Source organism: Psychrobacter sp. DAB_AL32B (assembly GCF_002224105.1).
Taxonomy (GTDB): domain Bacteria; phylum Pseudomonadota; class Gammaproteobacteria; order Pseudomonadales; family Moraxellaceae; genus Psychrobacter.
This window is the reverse complement of record NZ_NEXU01000068.1, coordinates 1-26846: the sequence shown is the minus strand read 5'-3', so window position 1 is coordinate 26846 and position 26846 is coordinate 1. Positions and strand designations below refer to the sequence as shown.

The following is a 26846-nucleotide window of genomic DNA, read 5'->3' as shown; positions in this document are numbered from 1 at the left end:
GTCACCATTGTGCCACTACAGTGTACGCTTTGTTATCAATAACAAAGTCTTAGTATCTGTGAATAGATTATAGTATTACCTTTGCCTTATCAGTGGCGACATATAATAAACAATAATCGAAATTACCGGCTTGATGCCAACGATGGGTATTTTGCATACTGAGCGTGGTTGATAGCGTCGATGTATTGGGCGTGATTCTAATGACTTTGTACTCTAATTAACGGCTTATGTGACTTATGAAATTTGCTCTATCGACTCTATCTACTACTGTGATGACGATTACGCTCATAGGTATAGCTGCGTCTACCGCCGCCAGCGCTAATGACAATACGATTGGGGCACAAAAAACCGGCTTACAAAATGAAGTGACACCTGTCGCTGTGACACAAATTATTGATGCTGACACTCAAATCAATATTCAAAACGTGTATGAGTTAGGTCGTGTTGAAACAATCACTACAAATACTGAAATTGATAAAACTGAGCATCGCAAGAGTCTGACTACTCTTATCGATCCTATCACTCATAAGAGTGTTGATAATAGCTATCCCTTAACAGTGTCTAGCCTCTTAAGCCTCGAGCAAGCGCAAAATATCCTATTACAAGTATCACCAAAAATCGCTGCTAACCAAGCGGCGATTGCCGCCAGTGAATATCAAACTGACGCTCTCAAAACCATAGATCATCCGCTGGTATTTGCTAGAGTTTCTGCCAATGCTTACAATTTGGACGCAGATATTGATTTATCGACACTCAAAAACGGTATTGTCAACGATATTAATAGTAATGTGGATAATATTATCCCCCCTATTCCAGATTTGCCAAATTTTGGTGAATTGGTTGGTGAGCGTATCCCAGACAACTACGAGTTAAAGCGTTCGGGCTCAACCACAGGCGCAGGAATTGGCGTGGTATGGCCTATTTATACCGCTGGACGTACTACGGCGTTAACAGGCGTATCTAACGCCCGTACCCAAGAAGCCGTCGCAGACAGCATCTTGGATACAAACGAGCTTTATAATACCTTGATTGAGCGTTATTTTAAGGCGCAACTGGCCATCATTGCCGCCTACTTACGCGATGATGCTTATGATACCTTGCAACAGACTGACCATATGGCGCAGCGGCTTTTTGAAGAAGGTTTCATCTCACGAGTTGATCGCTTAGAAGCACAATCTGCGCTTGCCGACGCCAAAAGCGAATCCGTCAATGCCAATAATGATGCACGGCTAGCAATGATGGCTTTACAACGCCTATTGCGCACTGAATATCGCATCAAACCCTCGACGCCGCTATTTGTTTCTAGCCGTCCTCTACCAGATGTAACCTACTTTCAAGATTTGGCACTCACCAATCATCCAGGTTTACAAAAAGTCGCGGCTAAGCGTGCGCAGGCCCAGCAGCTACATGCGCTGTCAGATACCGGTTATAAGCCTACCGTCATGCTATACGGCTATGGGCAAGTGGAAAAAGATCCCAGCTGGGTAGCGGGTATATCTGCGAGCTGGAAGCTATGGGGCGGGCTCGATAAAACCGCATCATTGGCATCAAGTAATGCCAAAATACGCCAAGCCGATTTGTCTGAGATTGAAGTCAGTGACAATCTATTATTACTGGTCGAAAAAAACTGGCACGATGTTAATAATGCCCAATCACGTTATCAGGCATTACAAAGTAACGTTGAGCTGGCAGCAGAAGTACTGCGTTTGCGGCAGTTAGGGCTGCAAGAAGGACTAAATACCCCGATTGAGGTAGTCCAAGCACAAACACAGTCTCTTAAAGCGCGTACCGAACAAGCGCAAGCGGCGAATACCTATGTACAGTCACTCGCAGCCCTTATGCAAAGCTGCGGTACGCCCCTCGCCTTTAACGCTTATCTTAATGCCGCCGATATTCGGCTACCAACATTGTATGAGAAATAGCATATCCAATTTGCTCTCTTAAAAGAGCATGGTGCTATATTAGACAACACCTTTAAAAATATTAAACAACAAACAACTTATTCTGCTTATTACCGACTTTATTGCCTTAGGAATCTCACTGTCATGACTGAATCTACAAACGAATCAGACGACTCTCGTAAATTAGACGACTCAGACCCATCAACCGAATCAAGCAATACTGATAATGAGCAGGTGCCCATTGAGCCTGTGGTCGATGTAACTGATATTGGACAAGAGCAAACAGTCCCGAGTTATAAGCGCGATTCAGCAAAAACCGATAAGTCTGCGATGATAAAAAAGGCAATTTTGGCGCTACTTGTGCTGATTATATTAGGCGCAATTGCTTATGGTTTGTACAAAAGCAATCAGCATAATGAGCCTGAGATTATTACCTTGCAAGGGCAGATGCAAATGCAGCAAACGTCCATCGCGGCAAAAGTACCCGGACGTATTGCAAAAATCATGGTCACAGAAGGTGATGCAGTTACGGTCGGTCAGCAGCTGATTGAGATGGACTCTCCTGAGATTAATGCGAAGATCAATCAAGCGCGTGCCGGTAAGCAAATGGCACAGAGTCAATTAGATAAAGCAGAAAATGGTGCCCGCCCGCAAGAGATCGCTCAAGCAAAAGCGGCGTGGCAAGCCAACAAAGCGGCATCTGATTTGGCAGAAAACACTTATCAGCGTGTCAATCGCCTTTATGAAGAAGGACTGATGGCACGGCAAAAACGCGATGAGGCTTATGCGCAATATTTGGCTACCCAAGATCAAACTGAAGCCGCACGCTTGCAGTATGAGTTAGCAATGGAAGGTGCTCGCAGTGAGGATAAATCAGCGGCAACAGCGCAAGTCGCGCAAGTCGATGCCCAATTAGAAGAAGCTTTGGTGGCAAAAGAAGAAGCGAACTTAAAAAGCCCTATTGCTGGCGTTGTGGATACTGTCATTGTCAATGCAGGCGAAGTCATTGGTCAAGGGGTTCCTTTACTTACCTTGGTCAATACCAATGAGCAATGGGTGGTATTAAATGTCACTGAAACGTATTTGAACCAGTTTGCGATTGGTCAGCGCTTTACTGGTACTATTCCCGCTTTATCATCGCCTGAGAAACCTTATACCAAACAGTTTACTGTTTATGCCACCTCTACGTTATCTGACTTCGCAACTTGGCGCCCGACCAATAACGACGATGGTTTTGATGTCCGTACCTTTGAAGTCAAAGCGCGACCGACAGCGCCAGATAGACGGATTCGCTCGGGCATGAGCGTGGTTGTACGCATCAATCCCGCCCTTGTTAACCAGACTCAAGAGTAAGCCATGCGCCTAACCAAGCTAAGTGGGCTAGGTAATGCTTTTTTACGCAGTGCTGCCTACGAGCGCCGTTTTTTAGCCAAAAATCCTTGGGATTTTAGTATGGTGGTATGGATACCATTGGCTACTGTGTTATTGATTTGGTGGATTTTTTCCCAAATACAAATCACAGATTTACCCATTGGGGTAATTGATAAAGATCGGGGGCCTGTAGCCAATACTGCCGTACGTTACTTGGAAGCTAACCCTAATCTGACAGTGAAACAGCTTTATCATTCGCCTACTGCTGCAGAAGCAGCCATCTTGCAACGTGATATTTATGCTGTGGTTATTATCCCTGAGAATTTCTCTCGCAATATCTCATCAGGCAAACCCGCTCCTATCGTTCTGCAAGTAAACGCTCAGTACGGTACCCACTCTGGCATTATTCAAACCAGTGTACAGTCCGTAATCGGCACGTTATCAGCAGGCGTTGAGATACAGCGTTTGGTGAAACAAGGCGTGGCACCATCACAAGCGGCGATTGCTTACTCACCTATTAGTATTCAACGTATCAGCTTGTTTAATGCAGTTACCGATTATCAGCAGTTTTTAGCATCAACGGTCATTCCTGCACTGTTGCATATTTTAGCAATGGTTGTCGGTGCAACGACTATCGGCCGTGAGCTGCGTGATAAGCGAATCGGTCGCTGGTATCGCTTTATTGATGGCAGTCGCTCTGACTTAACGCTACCTTCTAATGATATTGAAGCTAATACCTCAGATAACGTGGCAAGTAGTCAATTATCAGCACCAGAAAATGTGAGTGTTTTAGTGTTAATGTTTGGCTTATTGGGCAAGTATTTTTGGCCAATATTGGCTTATAGCATATGGTCAATACTGGCAATATGGCTTGCAGCGCCGCAGCAATCCATTGCCATCAGCTCTATCATTGCCACTTATCTCGGTCTGGTGCTATTGATGATGCTATCATTTTGGCTGGGGGCATTATTCACCCTGGGTTCATACTCATTACGTATGGGCTTGTCAGCTACTGGTTTTATTTCAGCGCCTTCCTATGCATTTGCGGGCGTTACCTTCCCTTATATCGCCATCAGTGACAGCGCCCAACATTGGTCAGATGCGCTACCACTCACCCACTATCTTAAGCTACACATTGCCCAATTACAGATGCAAGCGCCGGTTGCTGTGTCATTGCCAATTGTCTATGGGCTCACTCTAGCGACGCTTATTGCTATGTTTTTAACCGCTTTGTTGAGTAAACGCGCGCTGGCGCATCCTGAACGTTGGGGAGCACGCTAATGTCATTATCACCAAAAGATAATTTATCTACCACAACGTCAAATTCAACAGAGAATTCATCAACAAGCTTCTTTGGCAGCTTTTTACAGACCATCAAAGACGTCTTCTCTGATAAAGGCGTGCTGTTATTATTGATGATTGCGCCTATTATTTATGGCTTCTTTTATCCTTGGCCGTATTCAACGGAAATCGTTCACCATGTACCTGTCGGCATTATTGATAAGGACAATAGTAATTTATCACAAACCATCGTCCGCTATGCAAGTGCCAGCCCGCTGCTAGATACAAAACGCTTTTTAAATGAGCAAGAAGCCATCGATGCAATGTGGACAGATGAAATCGCGGGTTATATGATTATCCCAAGAGGACTTGAACAGCAGGTATTATCAGGAAAAGCAGCTAGTGTCAGCGTTCTGGGTAATGGTGGCTATTTTCTGTTAAATAAAAACGTACAAATGGGGTTTTTACAAGCGGTCAGCACCGTATCAGCAGGTATTGAAGTTAAGAGAAGTGTGGCGCAAGGAGCATATTTAGCTACCGCCGCTGCCAACACCCAAGCAGTGCCATTAAAGATTATCCCTTTGTACAATCAAACAGAAGGTTATGGCGCTTACGTCGTGCCTGCAGTATCCATTCTTATTTTGCAACAAACGCTTTTGATGTCAACGGCGATGCTAGTTGGAACTTGGTATGAGCGACGTCGTCATAAAACCAGTATTCGCGGCTGGCTTGGTCGTATTGCGGCGATGAGCATGTTCAGCTTCGTTATTGGCTGCTTCTATTATGGCTGGGCATTCGAGCTCCACCATTATCCGCGCGGGCAAAATATGCTTGGCAGTCTATTATTCCTACTGTTGTTTTGCCCAACTGTGGCAACGCTTGGTTGCGTAGTGGGCCTTTGGTTTCGCCAGCGTGAGCGCAGTATGCAAATCTTAATTTTCAGCTCGCTACCGATGTTTTTTGTGAGCGGTTACCCGTGGCCAGCAAACCAACTGCCAGAATTTTTACAAATCATTCGCTGGTTATTACCAACCACACCGGGCATAAACACCTCTGTTCAGCTTAATCAAATGGGTGCTAGTGTCGCGCAAGTGGCGACAGGTTTTTATGCGTTGGCAGGTCTATGGTTATTTTACTTTATTTTACTGCTGCTATTTCGCTGGTTAACTTCGCAACGCAACACTGCTTATTAAGATAGAAAATGATATAAAAAAAGCGCCTGCAAATTGCAGGCGCTTTTTTATTAATCAACTTTAAGCTTTTTGACTTTTAGAACACACGATTAAGGCCATTTAATGCTGCTACTCGGTACGCTTCTGCCATCGTTGGATAGTTAAAGGTGGTATTCACAAAGTACTCAAGGGTCGCATTACACTTCATGACTGCTTGGCCAATATGAATAATCTCTGAAGCATGGTTACCGTAGCAATGAATACCTAAAATCTCTAATGTCTCACGATGGAATAAGATTTTTAAGACCCCAGAACGCTCGCCGATAATTTGTGCGCGTGCCAGATGCTTAAAGAAAGCCTGACCGACTTCATAAGGAACTTTAGCATCCGTCAGCTCTTGCTCCGTTTTACCGATAGATGAGATTTCAGGAATAGTATAGATACCTGTCGGTACGCTAGATACTGGCTCAGCATCACTATCACCGACCATAAATGCTGCAGCACAACGGCCTTGATCATAGGCGGCTGAAGCTAAAGATGGCCAACCGATGACATCACCAGCCGCATAAATATTATCGACTTCAGTACAGTAGGTATCATCTACTTTTAACTGACCACGGCTATTGGCTTCAAGCCCCACCGCTTCTAAATTTAAACTTTCTGTATTACCTGAGCGACCATTTGACCATAGAATGGCATCAGACTTAATTTTTTTACCGCTTTTAAGATGCAATATTACACAGTCATCATGGGTCTCAAGATGATCAATTTCTTCGTTGTTACGAATAACGACGCCAAACTGTCTAAAGTCATGGGCAAGCGCATCGCTAATTTCGCTATCCAGATAGCTTAACAATTTATTTTGGTTGTTAATTAAATCAACTTTATAACCCAGACCAGTGAAAATAGAGGCATACTCACAACCAATGACACCTGCACCATAAATGATAATCTTTCTGACCACATAATCCATTTGTAATATTTTATCGGAATCAAAAACGCGCGGATGATCGAAGTCTAAAATTTCAGGACGATAAGGGCGGCTACCAACGGTAATAATAGCTTTATTAAAAGTGATGGTTTCGAAAGTATTTTCGTCAATTTCAATTCGTAATGTATGCGCGTCAATAAAGTTTGCCCAACCTTGAATGACCTCGATACGATTACGCTCATAAAAGCGCGCGTGAGTGGTGACCTGATTGCGAATCACTTGACGCGCTTTGGCTAAAACGATATTTAGTGGAACTTGTTCATAATCCATCGCTTTGGTGAACATTGGGTCACGGCGAAAGTTAATTAAGTTAAATACTGATTGGCGCAGCGCCTTACTCGGAATCGTACCGACGTGGGTTGAGTTACCACCGACTTGCTCACGCGGATCAATAACCACTACTTTTTTACCAGATTTGGATAACTTCATCGCGGCTGCTTCACCAGCAGGACCTGCCCCTAGTACGACAGCATCGTATTCAAACTCATGTTTGTCATTTTTTAGGCGTTTTGAGTCTTTGCTAAAGCCCGATTTAATATCAATACGCGTATCATCGAGCGGATTGACCAAATCAGGATGATGCATGATATCGTCAGTGACTTGCTCATGGGTTTGTTCGATTCTCTCTTTTTTGTTTTTACCCTCAGTATGCTCAGGGTTTGGCGCGCGGCCACTCTCTTTATTAGACACAGTATGAGTATCTTTACCGGTATCATTGGTCGCGTCGCTTATAGGTTTGCTTCCCATCGTATCCTCTTTATTAATTTATGAATCTGTTTTTTAGGCTATGAATGCATCAATGTATAAATGAAATCAAAGTCATGGCGCTAAAGTTTGCCTACCATACGTGGTGATAAGATTTTTTGCAATCTCAGCTACTATGACGCTAGAGCTGTCGTTATTTTTTAGATAATGCAGTGAATAATTTTAATTAGCCGATGCGGCGTTTTAGACCGGTCATCTGTAAGATTCGAGTAGCGATCTCTTCAACCGACATCTCTGAGACATCAAGGCTTGGAATGCCTTGAGAAGTATAAATACCTTGTATGGCACGCTGTTCTTGCTGACATTGTTGATAACTGGAATAACGACTGCCTGCGCGGCGTTCTTGACGGATTTTCACCAAGCGATCGGTATCGATGATCAAACCAAATAGCTTGTGTTTATGCTCACGTAAGGCTTTTGGGAGCTGATTGTCGTTTAAGTCTTCTTCAGTCAAAGGATAATTGGCCGCACGAATACCAAATTGTAGCGCCAAATATAATGACGTTGGGGTTTTACCAGAACGCGAAACTCCGATAAGAATAATATCTGCCGCATGATAATGACGGGTACGCGCCCCATCATCGTTATCTAGCGCAAAATGCACCGCATCGATACGTTCTTTATAGGTTTCAGAATCGACATTATCGTGCGCATGACCTGAATGTCCATCCGGCTCTACGCCGGTTTCTTCTGCTACGCGACCGATTAGACCTTCATACATATCTAGATTACAGCTATGTGCTGAGTTAATTTTTTCACGAATCTCAGGGTTTACAATGGTATCGAACACCAATGGCAGTAAGCCATCTCGTTGATAAGCCATGTTGATTTGCTCAACCGCATCTTCAGCACGCTCTAAATTATCCACATAAGGTAACACTCGCGTCTCAAAAGGTACTGAGGCAAATTGACTCAAAATAGCGCGTCCAAGGGTTTCTGCGGTAATCGCAGTGCCATCAGAGATAAAAAACGCCGTTCTTATATTTTCTGCGTTATCGACCTCTAATGCTTGTTTATTCTGGATAATAGCGTTCGGGAATTCAGACAGATTGTTTGAGTACATAACGTTGACACCTTGGTTGAAACCTCAATAGCATTCTTTAATCAGCGCTTAATAGTGAGCGCTTGATCATTTTTGATGTAATATCTAACCCTATTCAGTTAGTATTTCATCATTTAGTTTTTAATATTCCAGTCATATGCGCCTCATATTGATGCTTTATATTATACCTATAATAGAAGGCTAATAGTAATCAATGTTACAGGCGTACACTTAGCAGCTGACACCCAAACCAACCTGATTAAGAAATAGTTTATGGCAGCTCATTGATTGTCTTATGACCATATCGTATGCACTATATAGGTATGAATTTTAATCCTATTTCAAAATCTTTTTGCTTGCTTGCAAAAGAATCAGTTAGCTTTATTAAAAAGCTTATAAAACTAGAAGATAGGAAACAATCGATATTAGTATTTCCATCGTATCTTGCTAGCTATATTTTATGACTTCTACCATTAAATATGTAGCAAACCCCACAATTTGTATATTTTTCATCATTTTTTTGCTTTAACCACTCGAAATTGTCCAAATATAGCGGTATAATCGACCTTTATAATCCTTACTAAATAACCTTATTTTCTGGAGTTATCATGGCAGCGCAATCTACAGCACTCGTAATCAATCTAGATCAGCTAGGAAAAGACGATATTGAGACAGTTGGTGGTAAGAATGCTTCACTTGGCGAGATGATCAGCCACTTGTCTGATTTGGGCGTTAGTGTTCCAGGTGGCTTTGCTACAACTTCAGATGCGTTCAATCGCTTTTTGACAGAAACGGGCTTACTTGACAAAATTAATAGCGAACTTAAAGAGCTTGACGTTAATGATGTTAATAAGCTTGCTGTTACCGGCAAAAAAATTCGTAACTGGATTGTTGAACAAGAGTTACCAAAAGATTTAGAGCAAGCAGTGCGCAAATCATTCGAAGAAATGAGCGATGGTAAAGATATTGCCGTTGCTGTGCGCTCTTCTGCTACTGCTGAAGATTTACCAGATGCATCATTTGCTGGTCAGCAAGAAACTTATCTAAACATTCGCGGTATTGATAACGTTCTTATCGCTATTAAAGAAGTATTTGCATCCCTTTATAACGACCGTGCTATCTCTTACCGTGTCCATAAAGGTTTTGAGCATGAAGGCGTTGCTTTATCTGCTGCCGTTCAGCGCATGGTACGTTCAGAAACTGGCGCAGCTGGCGTTATGTTCACCCTAGATACAGAAAGTGGGTTTGATCAAGTAGTATTCATTACTTCAAGCTATGGCTTAGGCGAGATGGTTGTTCAAGGCGCTGTAAACCCTGATGAATTCTATGTATCAAAACGATTACTTGCTAATGGTAAACCTGCGATTATTCGTCGCAACTTAGGTAGCAAGCATAAGAAAATGATTTATGGTGATGAAGGTAGCACCACCAAATCTGTGAAAATCGTCGATGTTGAAAAAGAAGATCGCATGCAGTTCTCTTTATCGACTGAAGAATTGAATTCACTTGCCAAGCAAGCGATGACCATTGAAAAGCATTACGGTCAAGCGATGGATATCGAGTGGGCTAAAGATGGCGATACCAATGAAATCTTTATCGTTCAAGCCCGTCCTGAAACCGTTAAGAGCCGTCAAGACAGCAACGTCATGGAACGTTATGTCATTAACACCACTGGTGCCAAAGTATTGTGCGAAGGTCGCTCAATCGGCCAACGTATTGGTGCTGGTAAAGTTCGTATCGTTAACAACTTAAACGAGATGGATAAAGTACAAGAAGGTGATGTGCTAGTATCAGACATGACGGATCCGGATTGGGAACCAGTCATGAAGCGTGCTTCTGCTATCATTACTAACCGTGGTGGTCGTACCTGTCACGCGGCGATTATTGCTCGTGAGCTCGGCGTACCAGCGATTGTTGGTTGTGGTAATGCCACAGAACTATTGGTTGACGGTCAAGACGTTACCGCTTCTTGTGCTGAAGGTGACACAGGCTTTATCTACGAAGGTCAGCTTGATTTTGAAGTAAAAACTAACTCTGTTGAGTCTATGCCAGAGCTTGCATTCAAAGTAATGATGAACGTTGGTAACCCAGATCGCGCCTTCTCATTCACTCAAATGCCAAACGAAGGTATCGGTCTTGCGCGTCTTGAGTTTATCATCAACCGTATGATTGGTGTGCATCCAAAAGCATTGCTAAACATGAACAGCTTGCCACGTGAAATCTCACAAGCGATTAATGAGCGTATTGCTGGTTATGCTTCTCCTATTGATTTCTATGTTGATAAATTGGTTGAAGGTATATCAACCCTAGCGGTTGCTTTTATGGATCAGCCGGTTATCGTTCGTATGTCAGATTTCAAATCAAACGAATATGCTAACTTGCTTGGTGGTAAATTATACGAGCCATCAGAAGAAAACCCAATGCTTGGTTTCCGTGGTGCTAGCCGCTACGTGTCTGATAACTTCCGTGACTGCTTTGAGCTTGAGTGTAAAGCACTAAAGCGCGTACGTGATGAGATGGGCTTAACCAACGTCGAGATTATGATTCCATTCGTCCGTACGGTTGGCGAAGCGAAACAAGTTATCGAATTACTTGAGAAAAATGGTCTAAAACGTGGTGAAAACGGTCTACGCATTATCATGATGTGTGAACTACCAACCAACTGCTTACTTGCAGAAGAGTTCCTAGAGCACTTTGATGGTTTCTCAATCGGTTCAAACGATTTGACTCAGCTAACACTTGGTCTTGATCGTGACTCAGGTATCGTCTCACATCTATTTGATGAGCGTGATCCTGCGGTTAAAAAGCTGTTGTCTATGGCAATCGATGCTTGCCGTAAAGCAGACAAATACGTCGGTATCTGTGGTCAAGGTCCATCAGATCATCCAGATCTTGCTTACTGGCTCATGGAGCAAGGTATCAGCTCAGTGTCATTGAACCCTGACTCAGTATTAGATACTTGGTTCTTCTTAGCAGGCGAAGAAGTAAAGTAAGCTGTAACGTTACGTCACAACGTTAATTCACACCGTCATTTAAGATACACAGATTAGGGTCTATTTGATTTTTTCAAATAGACCCTAATATAATGTATGACAAATAGTGACTTAAAAATAGTCATTTAAAGATAGTGACTTAAGACATGACTAACTATGCAGGCAATTATGCAAATTTTCCTTGCTCGAAATAACGTACAAGCCGGTCCATACACCTTGGATCAGCTCAATATCATGCTCACCTCTGGTGAAGTACAACTAGATGATTTGATCTGGCACGAAGGCTTAGATCAGTGGCAACGCGTTGGTAATTTAACCAATAATCAAACGTTCTACCGTCCTGCTCATATAGCGACACCGGCTGTTAATGATTCTATTATTAATAACGTCACTGTGTTCCCAGAGGATGCTGACGCAAGCAATGGTCAAGATGACAAATCAGTATCGCTAGATCGCCTATATGGCAAGCCTGAACGTCTAAAAGATAACGCTAAAAACACCAAAAGTGATATGACGACCAATCGTCAATATACGCCGAATAGCAATGTGTCATTAAATAAGTCTAACGCGACCAAGGCTACTTCAGCTACAGATAAAGTAGTCGGTAATGTGGTGCTTGCGCCTATCATGTCACGGGTATTGGCGACGGCGCTTAATGCTTTACTGTATCTATTAGCGATTTTTCCGCTAGTCATGGCATTGACGAAACTGGATGTGGATTATACTAAGTTTCAAAACATCCAGGATATGGATACCGCTTATCAGTATTCAATGACCCTAATGGAGAGCATTCCTAGTAGCACCTTGATGATATCGCAAGTCATGGTCTTCGGTTTGTTTGCCTTGCAACTGCTGTTTATCACCTTGCGTGGTCAATCACTGGGTAAGCTGATTACGGGTATCCGTGTAGTCGATCAAACCACTCATCGTCTGCCATCGTTTTTAAAGCTTATCGGCATGCGTACCTTGCTGCTATTTATAATTTATAATTTACTGTTCTCTTTTACCAGCTTTTTAGGTTTTGTCATCATTGGTATTCATTATTATATGGCCTCTAAAAGCCCTGAAAATATCGGTTGGCATGATAAATTGGCGAAAACCTTAGTGGTTAAAGCTGACAGCAGTCAATTAGTAAAAGAGCCTAAAATAAAATAACCCTTTTGTTGGTTATTAATACCTCTTATGGTTGTGATAAAAAGCAGCGTATTAGCGTTGCTTTTTTATTGATAAAAGAACAATATTTTCAATTAATAATTTTTATTAACAGCGGCGCATTGATTAACCTTTGTGTTCATCAGTGACTACTGTTATAATACGGCGCTTTATAAACTAAGCTTATTCTCTGTTATTTTTTATAATAATGGCTAGGATTTTAGCTTACCTTATAAATCTCCTTGCTATTAACATAGGGTTAATAGCTACTAATCCGTAAGGAGTCATAATGCGACATTACGAACTGGTGTTACTTGTACACCCAGACCAAAGCGACCAAGTGGTCGGCATGGTTGAACGCTATATCAAGTTAGTTCAAGACAACAACGGCACCATCCATCGTCTAGAAGATTGGGGTCGTCGTCAACTGGCTTACCCAATTAACAAGATTCACAAAGCTCATTACGTTCTTTTCAACATTGAAACTAACGGTGAGACTTTAGCTGAACTTGAAGAATTATTCCGTTATAACGACGCGATCATTCGTAGTCTAGTTATGCGCCGTGACGACGCTGTCACTGAAGAGTCGCAGTTAGCCAAGAATGCCGATGAAAAACGCGCACGCAAAGCAACTACTCGTCGTCCAGATCGTGATGATAATGACGACAACGACAACAACAGTGATGACTAATTAAAGGAGAATACTCATGGCACGTTTCTATCGCCGTCGCAAATTCTGCCGTTTCACTGCTGAAGGCATCACTCACATCGATTATAAAGATGTTGAATTGCTAAAACAGTACATCAGTGATAATGGTAAAATCGTACCAAGCCGCATTACCGGTACCTCTACTAAATATCAGCGTCAACTAGCTACTGCTATCAAGCAAGCTCGTTATTTATCGCTACTTCCGTATACTGACAACCATCAGTAATTTAACCGTTAACTAGGAATGACTCATGCAAATTATTTTGTTACAGCGTATCGTCAACCTTGGTAAACTCGGTGAAACTGTCGATGTGAAACCAGGTTACGGACGTAACTTTCTTATCCCTTTGGGTAAAGCACTACCTGCTAACGCAGCTAACATTGAAAAGTTCGAAGCACGTCGTGCTGAGCTTGAAGCTGAAGAAGCTAAAGAAGTAAGCGTTGCTCAAGAACGTGCTGATGCATTAACTGACGTTAATGTTATCATGCGCGCTAAATCAGGCGACGAAGGCAAGCTATTCGGCTCTATCGGTACTCGCGATATCGCTGAAGCATTGACTAACTCAGGTCTAGAAGTTGACCGTGCTGAAATCAAGCTTCCTGAAGGCACTTTACGTCAAGTTGGCGAATATAATGTTGATATTCAACTACATCATGACGTTACCGCTACTATTCTAGTTACCATTCTTTCTGAAGATGGCGACAAAGAAGAGCAAGCTGTAGAAGAAGATGTAGCAGACGAAAACGAAGACTATTCTGAAGAGTAATTTTTAGAATATCTGAGTTCAGTCTATACAAAAAGCCAGTAACGTCATGTTGCTGGCTTTTTTGTATTAGCAGCTATATTCACGCTCATAAGATGAGCTTGAATACCTACTTTAAGATAGGTGGCTGAGAATGCTTACTTCCGCTAGATTTTTACCTTAATTGTTCACCGCAACCTATAATAATAAATTTTAGCAATAACAAGTAACACATCACCTATACGACTGATACTTAATAATAAAATACTACCCATAAAGTCGTCTTTAATACGATCCGCTGAATTGATATTCTGTCTATACTTAGCCACAGATATGACAGGATAATATGATAAATACCGGTGATAAATTAAAATGTATTCAAGGTAATGATGTGTACTTAGAGGGCGAGGTTTATACTGTCGGTAGAATCGTCAATAATAAGTATTTCCAGATATTGACTAGCAGTAACGATGACCATTGGTATGCTACATTAGATAATGAAGGCATATATGTCAGCTTTGACTCTAATACAGCACAAGACAATAAAGCTCGATTTGATAAGTTAGCTTAAAGATAAGCTTGGCTAAAAATCTAGTCGATTACATAATTGATAATTTATAGAACGCGGCCATTCAGCGGTTAACTTTGGTATATCCTGGCTAGCGGCAAGAATTTTGACCGCGTTAATCCAGCCTGCATGACCAACAACTAATATTGGCGTCCTGTCTCTCTCACAAGCTCGTTCAATGCTTCTCGTATTCAACCACCCTTCAATATGCTCAAATAACTGCTGCAAACTCTCGCCATTGTTTGGCGTAAAGTGGGCAAAATCATTGCACCAATCATCAATGTCTTTTTCCGCAATTTGCGTCCAAAGCCGACCATCCAGATGTTGATACATGCAAAACAAAAACCACATACTCTGATAGTATGTGGTTTTTGCCACCGCAAAGTTAAGGTAGCATATTTTTAAGTTTTAACATTATCAGCTTTTTGGTAACACTATTTTATCAAATACCACTTAATACCGTCGCTAAGGCGATCTCTAATGGCTTTGATTACTTTAATAGTATCTTGGGTTATATTGGTTTAGTTATTATATTTGGTACGATTATCAGCCTAGTCTTTGAAAAAATGGGTGTCGCTATTGTGATAGCAATACAAGCATCATCTTTATCTGGTTATTAACCTTGGTATTTATATAACGCCTTAGTTAAGTTATTAAAAAAAGATTCAAAGAGATATTTAAAGAGAAAGCCATGAAGATTTTAATCGCCCCCGACTCGTTTAAAGAAAGCTTAGAGGCATTGGATGTTTGCCACGCTATCCAAGCTGGATTTAGTCAAGTATTTCCTGACGCTGACTATAAGCTACTGCCTATGGCAGATGGCGGCGAAGGCACATCTGCGGTGTTGTCCTATGTATTGGGTGGGCGCTGGAAAGAAGTGCGTGTCCATGACCCCTTGATGCGACTCATTAGCGCAAAATATTTATTATTGCCTGATGCGACCGCTGTCATCGAAATCGCCCAAGCTTGCGGCTTACATCTATTGGCTGTGGCAGAGCGCAATCCTGTCATTGCCAGCAGCTATGGCGTCGGTGAGCTGATTGCAGATGCTCTAGAGGAAGGCGTCAAGCGTATTATTATCGGTCTCGGTGGTAGTGCCACCAATGACGCGGGGCTTGGTATGCTAATGGCACTTGGTATGACGTTTCATGATAGTGATGGAAATAAGCTATCCCAAGGTGGCGGCGAGCTTGCCAATTTACAGCGATTAGATGCGACAAGCTTTCATGCCAGCGTTTTAGAGACAGTATTTGAGGTCGCTTGTGATGTGACCAATCCTCTATGCGGCGAGTTGGGTGCCAGTGCGGTATTTGGCCCTCAAAAAGGTGCCAGTCCGCAACAAGTTGCTAACTTAGATAAGGCATTAAGTCACTTTGCTAGTGTATGCGAGCAGCATGGCTATCAGAATTATCAAGAGATAGCGGGAGCAGGCGCAGCTGGTGGACTTGGCTATGCGTTAATGACCTTTTACAACGCCCAGTTGAAGTCAGGCTTTGATACTGTTGCCGAGGTTGCTAACTTATCGCAGCACATTGCTAATGCGGATCTTGTTATCACTGGCGAAGGTAAACTTGACGCGCAAACCGCCATGGGTAAAGTCGCTGGCGGTATCAGCCTGCTTGCCAAAGCCAATCATACTCCAGTTATTGCTATTTGCGGCAGCGTTGATGGGCTAAAACCTGCTCAGACCAGCCAATTCGACGTCGTCATGCCCAGTATCCAAAAGCTAGATACGATCGATAACGTCTTTAAAAACGCTTATCGCAATATTGAAACCACCGCTGCCAATGTTGCTGCGGCAATCAGATTGGGTCAAAGCATGAGATAAAGAGCAGTCCTTTGAAGCTTTTGTTAACTATCAGCAAACCTAGTTCATACCTAGCTATTCATTGTAATTTTATAGTCATTTTTGGGTTTCATTAAAGCATGCTATCATTCAAATGACTACTAATAGTATCTCTTAGAGCTGAGTTTATAATTAACCTCTTTTTATCAAGGAAGATAAATGACAGAATTTAACCCAAATAAAACCGTACTCACTTCAACGGTAGACATCAACGAGCCTTTGGTTATTAGAGAAAGTAATAAAGACTTAAGCAGCGTCGTTACCCTCACACTAAACCGACCAAAGCAATTCAACGCCCTATCCGTTGAGTTGCTTTCTGCGATGCAAACCGAACTGGACAGCATTGCCCAAGATAATAATATTCAAGTTGTAATCATTGCAGCAAACGGTAAGGCGTTTTGTGCTGGTCATAACCTAAAAGAGATGCGCGCCAATGCAGATGAGGCTTTCCAGCGCGCACTATTCCAGCAATGCAGTCAAATGATGCTAACTATCAATCAGATGCCGCAAGTGGTTATCGCAAAAGTGCAAGGCATCGCTACCGCTGCTGGTTGTCAGTTGGTGGCAGCCTGTGATTTGGCCATTGCCTCTGATGACACTAAGTTTGCCACTTCTGGCATAAATGTTGGGCTATTTTGCTCCACGCCTGCTGTCGCTGTCAGTCGCAACTTACCTCGCAAGCAAGCATTTGAGATGCTGATTACCGGTGAATTTATCGATGCATATACTGCATTGCAGCAAGGATTGATCAATCGTGTGGCGACAGCTGAGCAATTAGATGCGACCCTGCAATCTTTGATAGATGCTATTACTGCCAAATCTTCGGTCGCAGTTAGAACAGGTAAAAATATGTTTTATAAACAGTTAGATATGGAATTAGCAGATGCTTATGAATATGCTAGCGAGGTAATGACCTGCAATATGATGGCGGATGATGTAAGTGAAGGCATTGACGCCTTTATCGAAAAGCGCCATGCGGTATGGACAGGACGTTAAAGCTTATATCACCATACTAAAGTTACAAAACTAAAGTCACAAAAAGATGCCTTTAGTATGGTGTTTAAGCCAATACAGTCCTTATCAATCATAAAAATAACTAGAGGAACGAACGGTAAGGTCTGAGATTTACTCGGGTACTTCAGGTACTAAGGTAGCAAGCAGTTCATTTATCTCAACTTTGAATTCTCTATCTTCAATTTTATTGGCGCTTATTTTGGCGTTTTGTAGACTCTTAATAGCTGCATCAGTTTGACCCAATTCAAGTTGTAGTTCGGCCATAGAAAATGCAATCGATGACAGATGGTCTTTTGAATTAATCGCAGCGGCTTTGTCTAAGGTTTTCTGATAGATAACCAGCGCCTCTTCTAAATCTTCAGTGAAGTCAGCCAATGTCTCCCATTGTTCAGGGTGATCTTTATCACTCTTCTCATTTTCAATACAAAGATCTTTTAGCTGCGCATAAAGCGAATCAAATGTCTTTTGATCGTTTTTACTGTCAGCTTCTAATAGGTTTTCTGCTAACACATAAATCGATTTATATATTTTGGTATTAATCATAACTTGTCACCCTTTTTTATTGCTCGTTAAATAACGATATCGTCAGTCCAAATAAAGCAAACACAGCTGTTAATATATTTCCTTAGCAAAAACGCCCCTCTTCTAAGACTCGGAGGCGTTTATACCCGTAGAACTGCATTTTTTTAAATTATATTGATTATAAACTAATTAACACGAATAGCTTACAGAAAAGGGCGTGATATCGATATCACGCCCTTTTACCTTTATTTAAATATCAAATTAAGTAAGTTATTCAGCAGCTATTACTATGATTTCTACCAGCAATTCAGGACGCGCCAATGCCGATTCACCGCAAGCGCGGGCTGGTGGTTGTACGCCTTCAAACCACTTATCCCATACTTCATTCATCGCGGCAAAATCAGACATACTTTTCACCCATACTGTCGCTGACAGCAGTTTTGATTTATCGCTGCCTACTTCTTGTAGCAAGCTTTCGATTTTCTCTAGGCAAGTTAGAGTTTGGGCTTTGATGTCATCCTCAGCGTTGCCAACTTGACCAGATAGATAAATGGTCTGATTATGAACAACAATTTTACTCATACGCTGACTACTATGGAGCTTTTGCATAGATTATTCCCTTTAAACAATTAGCTAGAAAAACGTTGAGCGCTAAATGGCTCGACATCGACCAATACTGGCTTATCATGAATCATCTCTTCAACGAGACGACCTGTCATAGGCCCTAAAGTGAAGCCTTGGTGGCTGTGACCAAATGCGAACCATAAATTATCGTGAGCAACCGCAGGACCAATGACCGGCTTCATATCAGGCATACAAGGACGTGATCCTGCCCATGCCTCACTCTCAACGGCATCTTCTAGTGGCAATATTTTTCGAGCAAGCTTTAGTACCGTTTTCAATTGTCCAAAGTTCTTTGGCGCATCCATCGTGGTCATCTCAGCACCCGTCGTAATGCGGATGCCTTGCTGCATCGGTCCCATGACAAAACCTTTATCCATATCAAACATACTGTGATTGATCGTGTTTTTCTCTGTCACTTTAAAGTGCTGATGGTAGCCACGCATCGGGAATAACGGAAGATTATAGCCAAGTGGTTTGATCAAATCATTAGACCAAGGTCCGGCAGCAATAACCAACTTGTCACTATAAAAAGTATCAGTATCTGTGATGACTTTCCAACCGTTTTCGTCTTGCAAAACTTCCTTTACGCTACTCTCTTTAATCGTACCATCCATCTCTTGGAAGTTTTTTGCATAAGCTTTGACCAATGAGCTTGGGTTTGATACTTGCCAAGAGTTTAACCAATGAATCGCGCCAACAAAGCCTTCAAAATTGGCGCTAGGTTCCATTGCTTTTAATTCTTCTATTGTCAATACATTGTGCTCAACGCCCTGATCACGGTCTTTGATGGCGGCAGCAATAGCTACTTTCAGAGTCTCTTCAGAACGATGTAGCTGCAACCAGCCTTTCCGGCTGATCAAATCCTCAGCGTTTGCTGCGGTGATCATGGTTTGGTGTTCGCTGGTGCAATGCTCAATCAGGGTTTGCCACTCGCTTTCTATTTTTTTAACTGACGCGGGCGTAGAGTATTTCCAATACTGCAATAGCGCCTGATGGTAGCGCAAAATCGCCGGTATTCGATAGCGGATATCAGTACCTTGGTTAGGCAATACGCGTATCATTTCAGTCAGCTGGCGCGGAAACGGATGCGTATGAATCGCCTCTCGCTGAATCAATCCAGCATTACCATATGAAGTTTCTGAGCCCGGTAGTTTTTTATCTAAAAGTAAAACTTGAGCGTTGTTTTTTTGTAGATGCCAAGCAACTGATGTGCCAACCATACCTGCACCGATCACGATAACTTCATAGCGCATAACCTATCCTTTTCTTATGGTCTTAATACGAGTGTCGAATATAAGGCTTTAATAAATAAGGTAGTAATAGTAACGCATTGAGCCAAATATTAAACCCTTATCTAATAAATATTTTTGCTATTCAATACTTTTAGTTATGCACTTTTCTATAAGGTATTTTTGCAAGGAATAGTGAGAAAAATTAGCTGAAATAGAATCATATGTTTAATAACTCATAAATCATCAATACTAAGAATAGCGATGATTAGCCCTCATTTCTAAAAAGACTAGATGCGACTTATTACTATTAATTTCTGTGCTATAGTTTGGTTTTTGTTTTTAGTTTATGAATGAGCAGTAATCTAAGTACTTTATGATTTAAGCACCTTATAAATAACACCTAAGAAATGTCAGTGATTTCAGGGCTAATTTTTAATGATTTGGAAGAGTTAATAAATGAGTATTTACGTAAAAAGACTGGCCTCTCAGCTTGAATTCATTAAGCAGTGCGCTTTGATGAAAAAGACTCCTACTCAGGACTTCGTTAAACATAACGATTTCAATTGTACTGAGGAGCAAGTGATAGGTTTACCAGGTATTAGTCTCAATATCACAGATGATGAGTCTAATGAAGTTTGGCTACGTTTAGAGCGCTTACGTGAAAACTCTGCCCCACAATCTAGCGGCGCGCTATTAGCAAGCTGGTTAGATATGCCAACAAAGTTCAGTGACCAACCTTTATTGAAAGCAAAAATAAATGTACAGCAGCCAGCAGGTAATAGCGTTAGGGCTTATGAAGAAGCATTTACCCCATTTGAAGTTAAGGATGACCATCAAGATGAGCAACTATCTCTAGAAGATGACTCATTAACCACAGAAATTTATCTAAAAGATTTTCCTGATAGAGACATACTGCAAAATGAGTTTAAAAGTTATATCGACAACATTTGGAAACCTTGGTTGATAGAAGAAAAACTCGTACGCCAAAGTATTGCTTTATATGCAAAGCTATTTAAACTCAATCAAATGCTGCAAGGTAATTTGGCTGACGAATCGCTTGAGCTGGTTTGGGGTGTGGGTATTGCCATACGACAAAATACTGATAATGAACAAAACAGCGAGCAAATAAAATATCCATTACTAACCCAGACTATCGAGATAGCATTAGATCAAAAAACAATGGCTTTACTCATAAAGCCTAGCCTAACGCCTCCCACATTTGAAACCGAACCTTTTTCTATGGATGAGAATCAAGGTTTGGCTAAACTATTAGAAGACTGTAAACAGTTTTATGAGTCAGAGGATGTTTTATTAAATCCTTTTTTGCCCAGTAGCTATGAGCCTATCTTAAAATCAGCGGTGACGTTGCTTGATTCTTCTGGAGTGTATTGGCCTGACAATACGGTTATAGGTGAGCGAAAAATACCTAAGCCTCAGAATAATCTTATCGTCACTGATACATGGGTGATTATGGCGCGCCCTAGAAGTAATAATATATTTTTGCAAGATTTAGCTAAGTTCGCGGTCAAACTCGAAAACAGTGACGACATTTACTTACCAAGCGCTTTGACCGCCATCTTGACGGAACCTGCTACAGAAAATAAAGAGATAATACTACCTGCTTATCGCGGTCTATCCATGGTGAATGGCAGTGATAACTACGTAGGCACTCCAGCGGAGTTATATTTCCCCAAAGCATTCAATAATGAGCAGGTGCAAATCATACAACAACTGGATGTCCACGATGGTGTGGTCGTTCAAGGTCCTCCTGGTACAGGTAAGACGCATACCATTGCCAATGTTATTTGTCATTACTTAGCACTGGGCAAGCGAGTTTTGGTCACCTCAATGAAAGACCCTGCTTTAAAAGTATTGCAAGAGCAACTGCCTGAATCTATTCGACCACTAGCGGTTAGTCTATTGACCAGTGAAAATGAAGGGTTAAAGCAGTTTGAATATACCATTAAGAAAATATCGAGTGAAGTTGCAAGTATCAATCGCGAGGTCTACAAAAAAGAAATCGTCATGCTAGATAATCAAGTTGATACCGTTCATGCCCAGTTGGCCAGCACTGATAATAATATTACGGCTTGGGCACGGTTAAATCTTGATGATATCGTACTGGATAGCGAAACGATTAAACCAATAGACGCAGCAACTGAGGTTGCTCAAAACAGGCAGCTGATCGAAAGCTTCCCCGATACATTAGGCATAGAAGATACTTTTAAGCCTCAATTTACTCATGCCGATATTACTGAGCTAAAAAAAGCAAGAATAAAGCTCGGCATTGACTTGGATTATCTTAATAAAAAAATCCCTGCTGTTGCCGACATGCCGCCTATTAATACGATAAAGCAACTGCACCAAGATTTGATTTATACCAATGAATTAAAAAAAGCAGAACAGCAAGGTGAGATTCCAAGCTTAGTAAACGACAGTGCTAGCACTATAAGCATTGCTCACGAAGCTGCTTCTAATACCTCCCATCTAATTGATCTTCTGCAAAAAACTGAAGCGGTTGGACAGGAATGGACAACTAATATTCAGCAGCACTTAGATGACCAAACGAAGCAAGATATTATTCAACATCTAAACATCCTTAACGATGAGATTAAATCAGCTTTTAACGATAGAACGGCTTATTTAACCAAACCCATCACAATGGCTGATGACTTGGATAAAAACCCAGAACTTGTTAGTGCGGTCAAAAACCTATCTGAAGGTAAGAAACCATTCGGTATAGCTGGGATTTTTGGTAAGTCGGTCGAAAAGAAAAACCTTGAAGCTATTATGATAGTCTCAACACCACCCGCAAGCGTAGAGGATTGGCAATATATATCGAGCTTTATAGCGTTTAGGAAAAAGTCACAAGAGCTTATTGTGAGATGGAATGCATTGTCGAATAATATCTCCTTACCTATATTTGAAGTCGTGCCTGATAACTTATCGAAGTTAAATTCAGCCGTTTATTTATATGAAAACATTATTAATAGCAGAAACCTACAGCACAATATCAAACAAGCTCTAAACGCTATATTTTTAGATTGGGATATTCTTTCTAAAGCGCATTACAATAAAAATATTTTAGCTGAGATTAAAAATACTCTTGACCAACATTTAAAAAGACATAGCCTGGTGAAGAGCCTGTTACTAAAAGAGTCATTACTTAACGAGCTTGCAGACTGTAATGGTGCCATTAGTGAAAAAATAATTACCTTTCTAGAGCAACAAATTGGCAGTCAGATGTTGTCTGATGCTGCATTACAGACAACGTGGGAAAATCTGCTAAATGAGCTACAGCGAGTGAATAACCTTGCAACAGACTTAGAGACTGTCGCTGCCATCACAGAGATTATTGAAAAAAATGGTGCGCCGCTCTGGGCGGAACAATTGCGTTGTCAGCCTTGTGTTGAAACTCAAGATAAGTTGTTATCTGATAACTTGTTGCCTGATAATTGGCAGCAAATTTGGCGTCTTAATAGATTAAAGAGCTTTATAGACAGCATAGATGGTCGTAGAGAGTTGGTTGATCTAACCAAAACTCGTAGCCACTTAGAGTCAGATTTAGCAAGATTCTATCAAGAAGCTATCACCAAAAGAGCTTGGCTAAAAGTCGCAGAGAATGCGACGCCAAACGTTAGAGCTTCTTTAGAAAAATACCGCTCTGCTATTATGCGTATTGGTAAAGGAACAGGTAAAGGCGCCCATTATTATCGGCGAGAAGCGCGTGAGGCTTCTGCTGGCGCAAGTGCTGCCATCCCCTGTTGGATTATGCCACATTATCGTATTTCTGAGTCCTTGCCAGCAGAATTTGGGAGCTTTGACTTAGTGATCATTGATGAAGCGTCTCAATCTGATTTGACAGCATTACCAGCCATCATGAGAGCGAAAAAAGTTTTAATCGTTGGTGACGATAAGCAGGTTTCACCAGAAGGTGTTGGTCTCGATATCGAAAAAATTCGTAATCTCATGGCGCAATATCTGAGCAATCAAGTGCCTGTATATCGCTCACAAATGTCACCTGATCGCTCAATATATGACTTATTTAAAGTCGTATTTGCTGATAGCACCGTCATGTTGAAAGAACATTTTCGTAGTGTTGCGCCTATTATCGAGTTCTCAAAACGTGAATTTTATAATCACGAACTCATACCCTTACGTAAAGCGAAACCTTCAGAACGCTTAGACCCTCCGTTGATTGATGTGTATATCGCTGATGGCTATCGTAAAGCAGATATTAACCCTTCAGAAGTTAGATTTATCGTCGATGAAATAAAAACGATTACGTCCGACCCAGCTTATAAAGATAAAACCATCGGTGTCGTTTCGTTATTAGGTAATAAGCAAGCGCATAATATTATGGAGTTACTCAATAAAGAATTGGATGAGACTGTCATGACTGCTTTTGATATTGCTTGCGGTGATGCTAGAACCTTTCAAGGTAAAGAACGCGATATCATGTTTTTGTCACTGGTCGTTGCACCAGGAGCAGCGCATGCGCAAACGAGAGAGACTTTCGCCCAGCGCATGAATGTTGCCGCATCAAGAGCGCGCGATAGAATGTACTTGGTACGTAGCATCGAGCTGGACGAACTTAGCCAAGCTGATCACTACCGAGCAGAACTCATCAAACACTTTCAAGCGCCGTTTATGCAAGATGAAGAGCAAGTTGCTGATTTACGTGATAAGTGTGAATCTCCTTTTGAAAGAGAGGTCTTCGACATTCTCATTGAAAGAGGCTATCGAGTCATTCCGCAAGTTAAAGCAGGTGCATACCGAATTGATATGGTTGTAGAAGGTGAAGAGGACAATAGCTTAGCTATCGAATGTGATGGCGATAAATATCATGGACCTGATAAATGGGAAAGCGATATGCAACGCCAGCGTATTCTTGAGCGTGCTGGCTGGAAATTCTGGCGTTGCTTTGCCTCTACCTTTATAACCCATAAACAGGAAGTCATTCAAGATTTATTGGCAGAGCTGGAACGTTTACAGATTTACCCCATCACTACCGACCATTCTTATCGCAGCTCATACGTCGAGTCAAGAGTGGTCAATACCGTTGAAGAACCAATAATTAACATTGAAGCTGATGCTTAGATATCTATCATTTATTAGATACTCAGCTCATAGCTATTATCATAATTGTCTTGAGAAAAATCCGTATTGTATCAAAACACGGTTTTTTCTGTTCTTAACTCCTTAAACTTAAATAATCACCATTCACTACAAGCCACTATTTTACCTAACTTATTAATACAGACAGACGTACCATCATTTTTCTCTTCTATCTGTGCCGTACCATTATTAAAATTGAAATACGTTGCGCCAAAAGAAGTAACACTCATCCTCTGTACTTTATCGTCCGAGAACTTGAAAGGAATGACAGTTCTATTGGCACCATCTATGAAGCCCCAACTCTTACCTTTGCGCACGCCAGCGAGCTGCTCACTAAAAGGTCTGATTTCATCATAAATTAAAGGAACAGCAACAGCTCCCGTCTTGGTAACAAACCCCCATTTATCATCTTTAATTACACCGAGCAGGCCTTCATGAAAACCATAGTGTCCACCCAAATGACCATCCAGACCGTCGTATTGCGGGGCAACAAATTCTTTACCGTTAGTGTCTATAAGACCCCATAATTCAGTATTAAAGTCATAAACAGGCGCCCTATCATTGCTGAAAGGATCAATCATGACGTAGTTATTTTCAAAACTGAGAATAACTTTATTGCTAGTATCGATTACACCATATGCACCATCTTTACCAACGACAATTTTACCTTGATAAACAGGGTTCGCCCAAACCTCATTATATTTGTCATCAGGGCCGATTAAATTATCATAAATAGTAGGTACAACCAGTTTACCTTGCGCATTGATATAGCCGACTTTGTCGTTCTTTAAAACAGGCATAAAGCCATCACTATATAACCACGCCTGAACTTTATCAAAAGCTTTGAGACTGGCTGTTACTTTACCTTGTTTATTGAGTAGCGCTTGTGGACGATAATCGTCATCATAAGCAACAAATAACTGAGCATCATCAGTACATTGAGTATTACTATAGTTACTCTTTGGCGGTATGCAATCCTCAGCAGCTAAAGCAGATAAACCACTGACTGAAGCAATAATTGGGACTAATAAAACTTTAGCTATTTGCTTATACAAAACCTGCTGCCTCCAAATATCATCGTTATGAATATGAAAAACCACTCACCACCAAACCGGATCGTCACTCTCATCTATAGGTTTTTTAGTAGTTTCGACCATTACCTTATCAGCAGGTAACTCAGCGATAAACCGTGACACTTTATCGAAATACCCTGAATAGCTTGAGAAGTAATCTGGCGCCGTTAAAAACAATCTATTCTTAGCGCGACTACAGGCAACATAAAACAGCTTACGCTCCTCTTCCAACTCTTCAAAATCACTTAGTGAGCGGTAATGCGGGGTCATACCATCGACCAATGAATTGACAAATACCACCGGCCACTCCAGCCCTTTCGCACTATGAATGGTAGAGATAGTTACCTTATCAGTACTTTCCTCTCCTTGCTCAGGATCGCCTGCGGTAGCAACCGAATCATTAGGTGGATCAAGCGCCAGATTTTCTAAAAACTTATCAAGGCTATCATGCTCTGTGGCTAAATTTTTAAGGACGCGAAAATCCTCACTACGCTCACGCCAATTGTCTTCATTAATTTTTAAAACTGGCATATAAAACTCAAGAACCAGCTCGATAATGATTTCGACAGATTCTGCTTCACTGGCTTTGCTCAGCATTTTATACAACGGCTCAAGTTGGGTACTTTTTTTGGCAAAATTTGCCATCATCAACGGCTCAAAAGAGTTATTATCGGCATTGATTGCTTGAGTCAATCGCGTTGCAGTGACTGCCCCCACCCCTTTAAACAA

22 protein-coding genes are annotated in these 26846 nt (G+C 41.5%); 14 read left to right on the top strand and 8 right to left on the bottom strand.

Annotated features, from left to right (window positions below; genetic code table 11):
* Positions 1-236 precede the first annotated feature (236 nt).
* From CAN34_RS08145 to CAN34_RS08130, 4 genes are all read left to right on the top strand, one after another.
* The gene (locus CAN34_RS08145; RefSeq protein WP_089555223.1) at positions 237-1922 is read left to right on the top strand and encodes a TolC family protein; all 1686 of its coding nucleotides are present in this window, start codon (positions 237-239) and stop codon (positions 1920-1922) included.
* A 123-nt stretch (positions 1923-2045) separates the two neighbouring features.
* A complete protein-coding gene (locus CAN34_RS08140) occupies positions 2046-3254 on the top strand; it encodes an HlyD family secretion protein (RefSeq protein WP_089555222.1) in 1209 nt (402 codons plus the stop codon).
* Positions 3255-3257: 3 nt separating this feature from the next.
* On the top strand, positions 3258-4553 hold the full coding sequence (locus CAN34_RS08135; protein ID WP_089555221.1) for an ABC transporter permease: 1296 nt from the start codon (positions 3258-3260) through the stop codon (positions 4551-4553).
* The gene (locus CAN34_RS08130) at positions 4553-5746 is read left to right on the top strand and encodes an ABC transporter permease (protein WP_089555220.1); all 1194 of its coding nucleotides are present in this window, start codon (positions 4553-4555) and stop codon (positions 5744-5746) included. The genes CAN34_RS08135 and CAN34_RS08130 overlap by 1 nt, the downstream gene beginning before the upstream one ends.
* A gap of 76 nt (positions 5747-5822) precedes the next feature.
* On the opposite strand, the gene sthA is transcribed toward CAN34_RS08130, so the two are convergent.
* Together sthA and CAN34_RS08120 are read right to left on the bottom strand one after the other, a co-directional pair.
* Entirely contained in the window at positions 5823-7463 is a 1641-nt protein-coding gene (gene sthA / locus CAN34_RS08125) for a Si-specific NAD(P)(+) transhydrogenase (RefSeq protein ID WP_089555219.1), read from the bottom strand.
* A gap of 184 nt (positions 7464-7647) precedes the next feature.
* Entirely contained in the window at positions 7648-8544 is an 897-nt protein-coding gene (locus CAN34_RS08120) for a pyruvate, water dikinase regulatory protein (protein ID WP_089555218.1), read from the bottom strand.
* Between the two features lie 587 nt (positions 8545-9131).
* On the opposite strand from CAN34_RS08120, the gene ppsA reads away from it, so the two are divergent.
* The 6 genes from ppsA to CAN34_RS08090 all read left to right on the top strand — a co-directional run bounded on the left by ppsA (position 9132) and on the right by CAN34_RS08090 (position 14691).
* Positions 9132-11516, top strand: a complete 2385-nt coding sequence (gene ppsA, locus CAN34_RS08115; protein ID WP_079692061.1) for a phosphoenolpyruvate synthase — start codon at positions 9132-9134, stop codon at positions 11514-11516.
* Between the two features lie 168 nt (positions 11517-11684).
* Positions 11685-12671 (top strand): RDD family protein, encoded by a 987-nt coding sequence (locus tag CAN34_RS08110; protein ID WP_254423133.1) that lies wholly within the window; start codon positions 11685-11687, stop codon positions 12669-12671.
* Between the two features lie 286 nt (positions 12672-12957).
* Positions 12958-13359 carry a 30S ribosomal protein S6 gene (rpsF, locus tag CAN34_RS08105; RefSeq protein WP_079692063.1) on the top strand — a complete coding sequence of 134 codons (402 nt, stop codon included), beginning with the start codon at positions 12958-12960 and terminating at the stop codon, positions 13357-13359.
* 16 nt (positions 13360-13375) lie between these two features.
* The gene (rpsR, locus tag CAN34_RS08100; protein ID WP_058368567.1) at positions 13376-13603 is read left to right on the top strand and encodes a 30S ribosomal protein S18; all 228 of its coding nucleotides are present in this window, start codon (positions 13376-13378) and stop codon (positions 13601-13603) included.
* 25 nt (positions 13604-13628) lie between these two features.
* Positions 13629-14144, top strand: coding sequence for a 50S ribosomal protein L9 (gene rplI / locus CAN34_RS08095; RefSeq protein ID WP_079692064.1), 516 nt, complete (start codon positions 13629-13631; stop codon positions 14142-14144).
* A 322-nt stretch (positions 14145-14466) separates the two neighbouring features.
* Positions 14467-14691: a hypothetical protein gene (locus CAN34_RS08090; protein ID WP_079692065.1), complete on the top strand. Its 225-nt coding sequence runs from the start codon at positions 14467-14469 to the stop codon at positions 14689-14691.
* Positions 14692-14703: 12 nt separating this feature from the next.
* Here CAN34_RS08090 and CAN34_RS08085 read toward each other — a convergent pair whose 3' ends face one another.
* Positions 14704-15021, bottom strand: a complete 318-nt coding sequence (locus tag CAN34_RS08085) for a histidine phosphatase family protein (RefSeq protein WP_165767631.1) — start codon at positions 15019-15021, stop codon at positions 14704-14706.
* Between the two features lie 92 nt (positions 15022-15113).
* Here CAN34_RS08085 and CAN34_RS08080 point away from each other — a divergent pair, with 92 nt between their 5' ends.
* The 3 genes from CAN34_RS08080 to CAN34_RS08070 all read left to right on the top strand — a co-directional run bounded on the left by CAN34_RS08080 (position 15114) and on the right by CAN34_RS08070 (position 17530).
* Positions 15114-15308 (top strand): hypothetical protein, encoded by a 195-nt coding sequence (locus CAN34_RS08080; RefSeq protein WP_089555215.1) that lies wholly within the window; start codon positions 15114-15116, stop codon positions 15306-15308.
* Positions 15309-15379: 71 nt separating this feature from the next.
* Positions 15380-16516: a glycerate kinase gene (locus tag CAN34_RS08075; RefSeq protein WP_089555214.1), complete on the top strand. Its 1137-nt coding sequence runs from the start codon at positions 15380-15382 to the stop codon at positions 16514-16516.
* A gap of 177 nt (positions 16517-16693) precedes the next feature.
* Positions 16694-17530 carry an enoyl-CoA hydratase gene (locus CAN34_RS08070; RefSeq protein ID WP_089555213.1) on the top strand — a complete coding sequence of 279 codons (837 nt, stop codon included), beginning with the start codon at positions 16694-16696 and terminating at the stop codon, positions 17528-17530.
* Between the two features lie 129 nt (positions 17531-17659).
* Here the strand turns inward: CAN34_RS08070 and CAN34_RS08065 are convergent, their stop codons facing one another.
* From CAN34_RS08065 to CAN34_RS08055, 3 genes are all read right to left on the bottom strand, one after another.
* The gene (locus CAN34_RS08065; RefSeq protein WP_089555212.1) at positions 17660-18091 is read right to left on the bottom strand and encodes a Replicative DNA helicase; all 432 of its coding nucleotides are present in this window, start codon (positions 18089-18091) and stop codon (positions 17660-17662) included.
* A gap of 249 nt (positions 18092-18340) precedes the next feature.
* Complete coding sequence (locus tag CAN34_RS08060; protein WP_089555211.1) at positions 18341-18679, bottom strand: RidA family protein; 339 nt, start codon at positions 18677-18679, stop codon at positions 18341-18343.
* Positions 18680-18699: 20 nt separating this feature from the next.
* On the bottom strand, positions 18700-19947 hold the full coding sequence (locus tag CAN34_RS08055; RefSeq protein ID WP_089555210.1) for an FAD-binding oxidoreductase: 1248 nt from the start codon (positions 19945-19947) through the stop codon (positions 18700-18702).
* Between the two features lie 435 nt (positions 19948-20382).
* On the opposite strand from CAN34_RS08055, the gene CAN34_RS08050 reads away from it, so the two are divergent.
* Complete coding sequence (locus CAN34_RS08050) at positions 20383-25026, top strand: AAA domain-containing protein (protein ID WP_089555209.1); 4644 nt, start codon at positions 20383-20385, stop codon at positions 25024-25026.
* 116 nt (positions 25027-25142) lie between these two features.
* Here the strand turns inward: CAN34_RS08050 and CAN34_RS08045 are convergent, their stop codons facing one another.
* A complete protein-coding gene (locus CAN34_RS08045; protein WP_123891913.1) occupies positions 25143-26099 on the bottom strand; it encodes a WG repeat-containing protein in 957 nt (318 codons plus the stop codon).
* A 45-nt stretch (positions 26100-26144) separates the two neighbouring features.
* Positions 26145-26846: 3'-5' exonuclease (locus CAN34_RS08040; RefSeq protein WP_133063021.1), on the bottom strand; the 702-nt coding region annotated here is incomplete at its 5' end.

Bases quoted from the DNA above. Each gene is read 5' to 3' on its own strand.
- CAN34_RS08135 (WP_089555221.1), top strand. From the start codon at position 3,258: ATGCGCCTAACCAAGCTAAGTGGGCTAGGTAATGCTTTTTTACGCAGT.
- CAN34_RS08075 (WP_089555214.1), top strand. From the start codon at position 15,380: ATGAAGATTTTAATCGCCCCCGACTCGTTTAAAGAAAGCTTAGAGGCA.
- CAN34_RS08060 (WP_089555211.1), bottom strand. From the start codon at position 18,679: ATGCAAAAGCTCCATAGTAGTCAGCGTATGAGTAAAATTGTTGTTCAT.
- ppsA (WP_079692061.1), top strand. From the start codon at position 9,132: ATGGCAGCGCAATCTACAGCACTCGTAATCAATCTAGATCAGCTAGGA.
- CAN34_RS08085 (WP_165767631.1), bottom strand. From the start codon at position 15,021: ATGTATCAACATCTGGATGGTCGGCTTTGGACGCAAATTGCGGAAAAA.
- CAN34_RS08065 (WP_089555212.1), bottom strand. From the start codon at position 18,091: ATGATTAATACCAAAATATATAAATCGATTTATGTGTTAGCAGAAAAC.
- CAN34_RS08120 (WP_089555218.1), bottom strand. From the start codon at position 8,544: ATGTACTCAAACAATCTGTCTGAATTCCCGAACGCTATTATCCAGAAT.
- CAN34_RS08140 (WP_089555222.1), top strand. From the start codon at position 2,046: ATGACTGAATCTACAAACGAATCAGACGACTCTCGTAAATTAGACGAC.
- CAN34_RS08070 (WP_089555213.1), top strand. From the start codon at position 16,694: ATGACAGAATTTAACCCAAATAAAACCGTACTCACTTCAACGGTAGAC.
- CAN34_RS08055 (WP_089555210.1), bottom strand. From the start codon at position 19,947: ATGCGCTATGAAGTTATCGTGATCGGTGCAGGTATGGTTGGCACATCA.
- sthA (WP_089555219.1), bottom strand. From the start codon at position 7,463: ATGGGAAGCAAACCTATAAGCGACGCGACCAATGATACCGGTAAAGAT.
- rpsF (WP_079692063.1), top strand. From the start codon at position 12,958: ATGCGACATTACGAACTGGTGTTACTTGTACACCCAGACCAAAGCGAC.
- CAN34_RS08050 (WP_089555209.1), top strand. From the start codon at position 20,383: ATGAGTATTTACGTAAAAAGACTGGCCTCTCAGCTTGAATTCATTAAG.
- rplI (WP_079692064.1), top strand. From the start codon at position 13,629: ATGCAAATTATTTTGTTACAGCGTATCGTCAACCTTGGTAAACTCGGT.
- CAN34_RS08145 (WP_089555223.1), top strand. From the start codon at position 237: ATGAAATTTGCTCTATCGACTCTATCTACTACTGTGATGACGATTACG.
- CAN34_RS08130 (WP_089555220.1), top strand. From the start codon at position 4,553: ATGTCATTATCACCAAAAGATAATTTATCTACCACAACGTCAAATTCA.
- CAN34_RS08090 (WP_079692065.1), top strand. From the start codon at position 14,467: ATGATAAATACCGGTGATAAATTAAAATGTATTCAAGGTAATGATGTG.
- rpsR (WP_058368567.1), top strand. From the start codon at position 13,376: ATGGCACGTTTCTATCGCCGTCGCAAATTCTGCCGTTTCACTGCTGAA.
- CAN34_RS08110 (WP_254423133.1), top strand. From the start codon at position 11,685: ATGCAAATTTTCCTTGCTCGAAATAACGTACAAGCCGGTCCATACACC.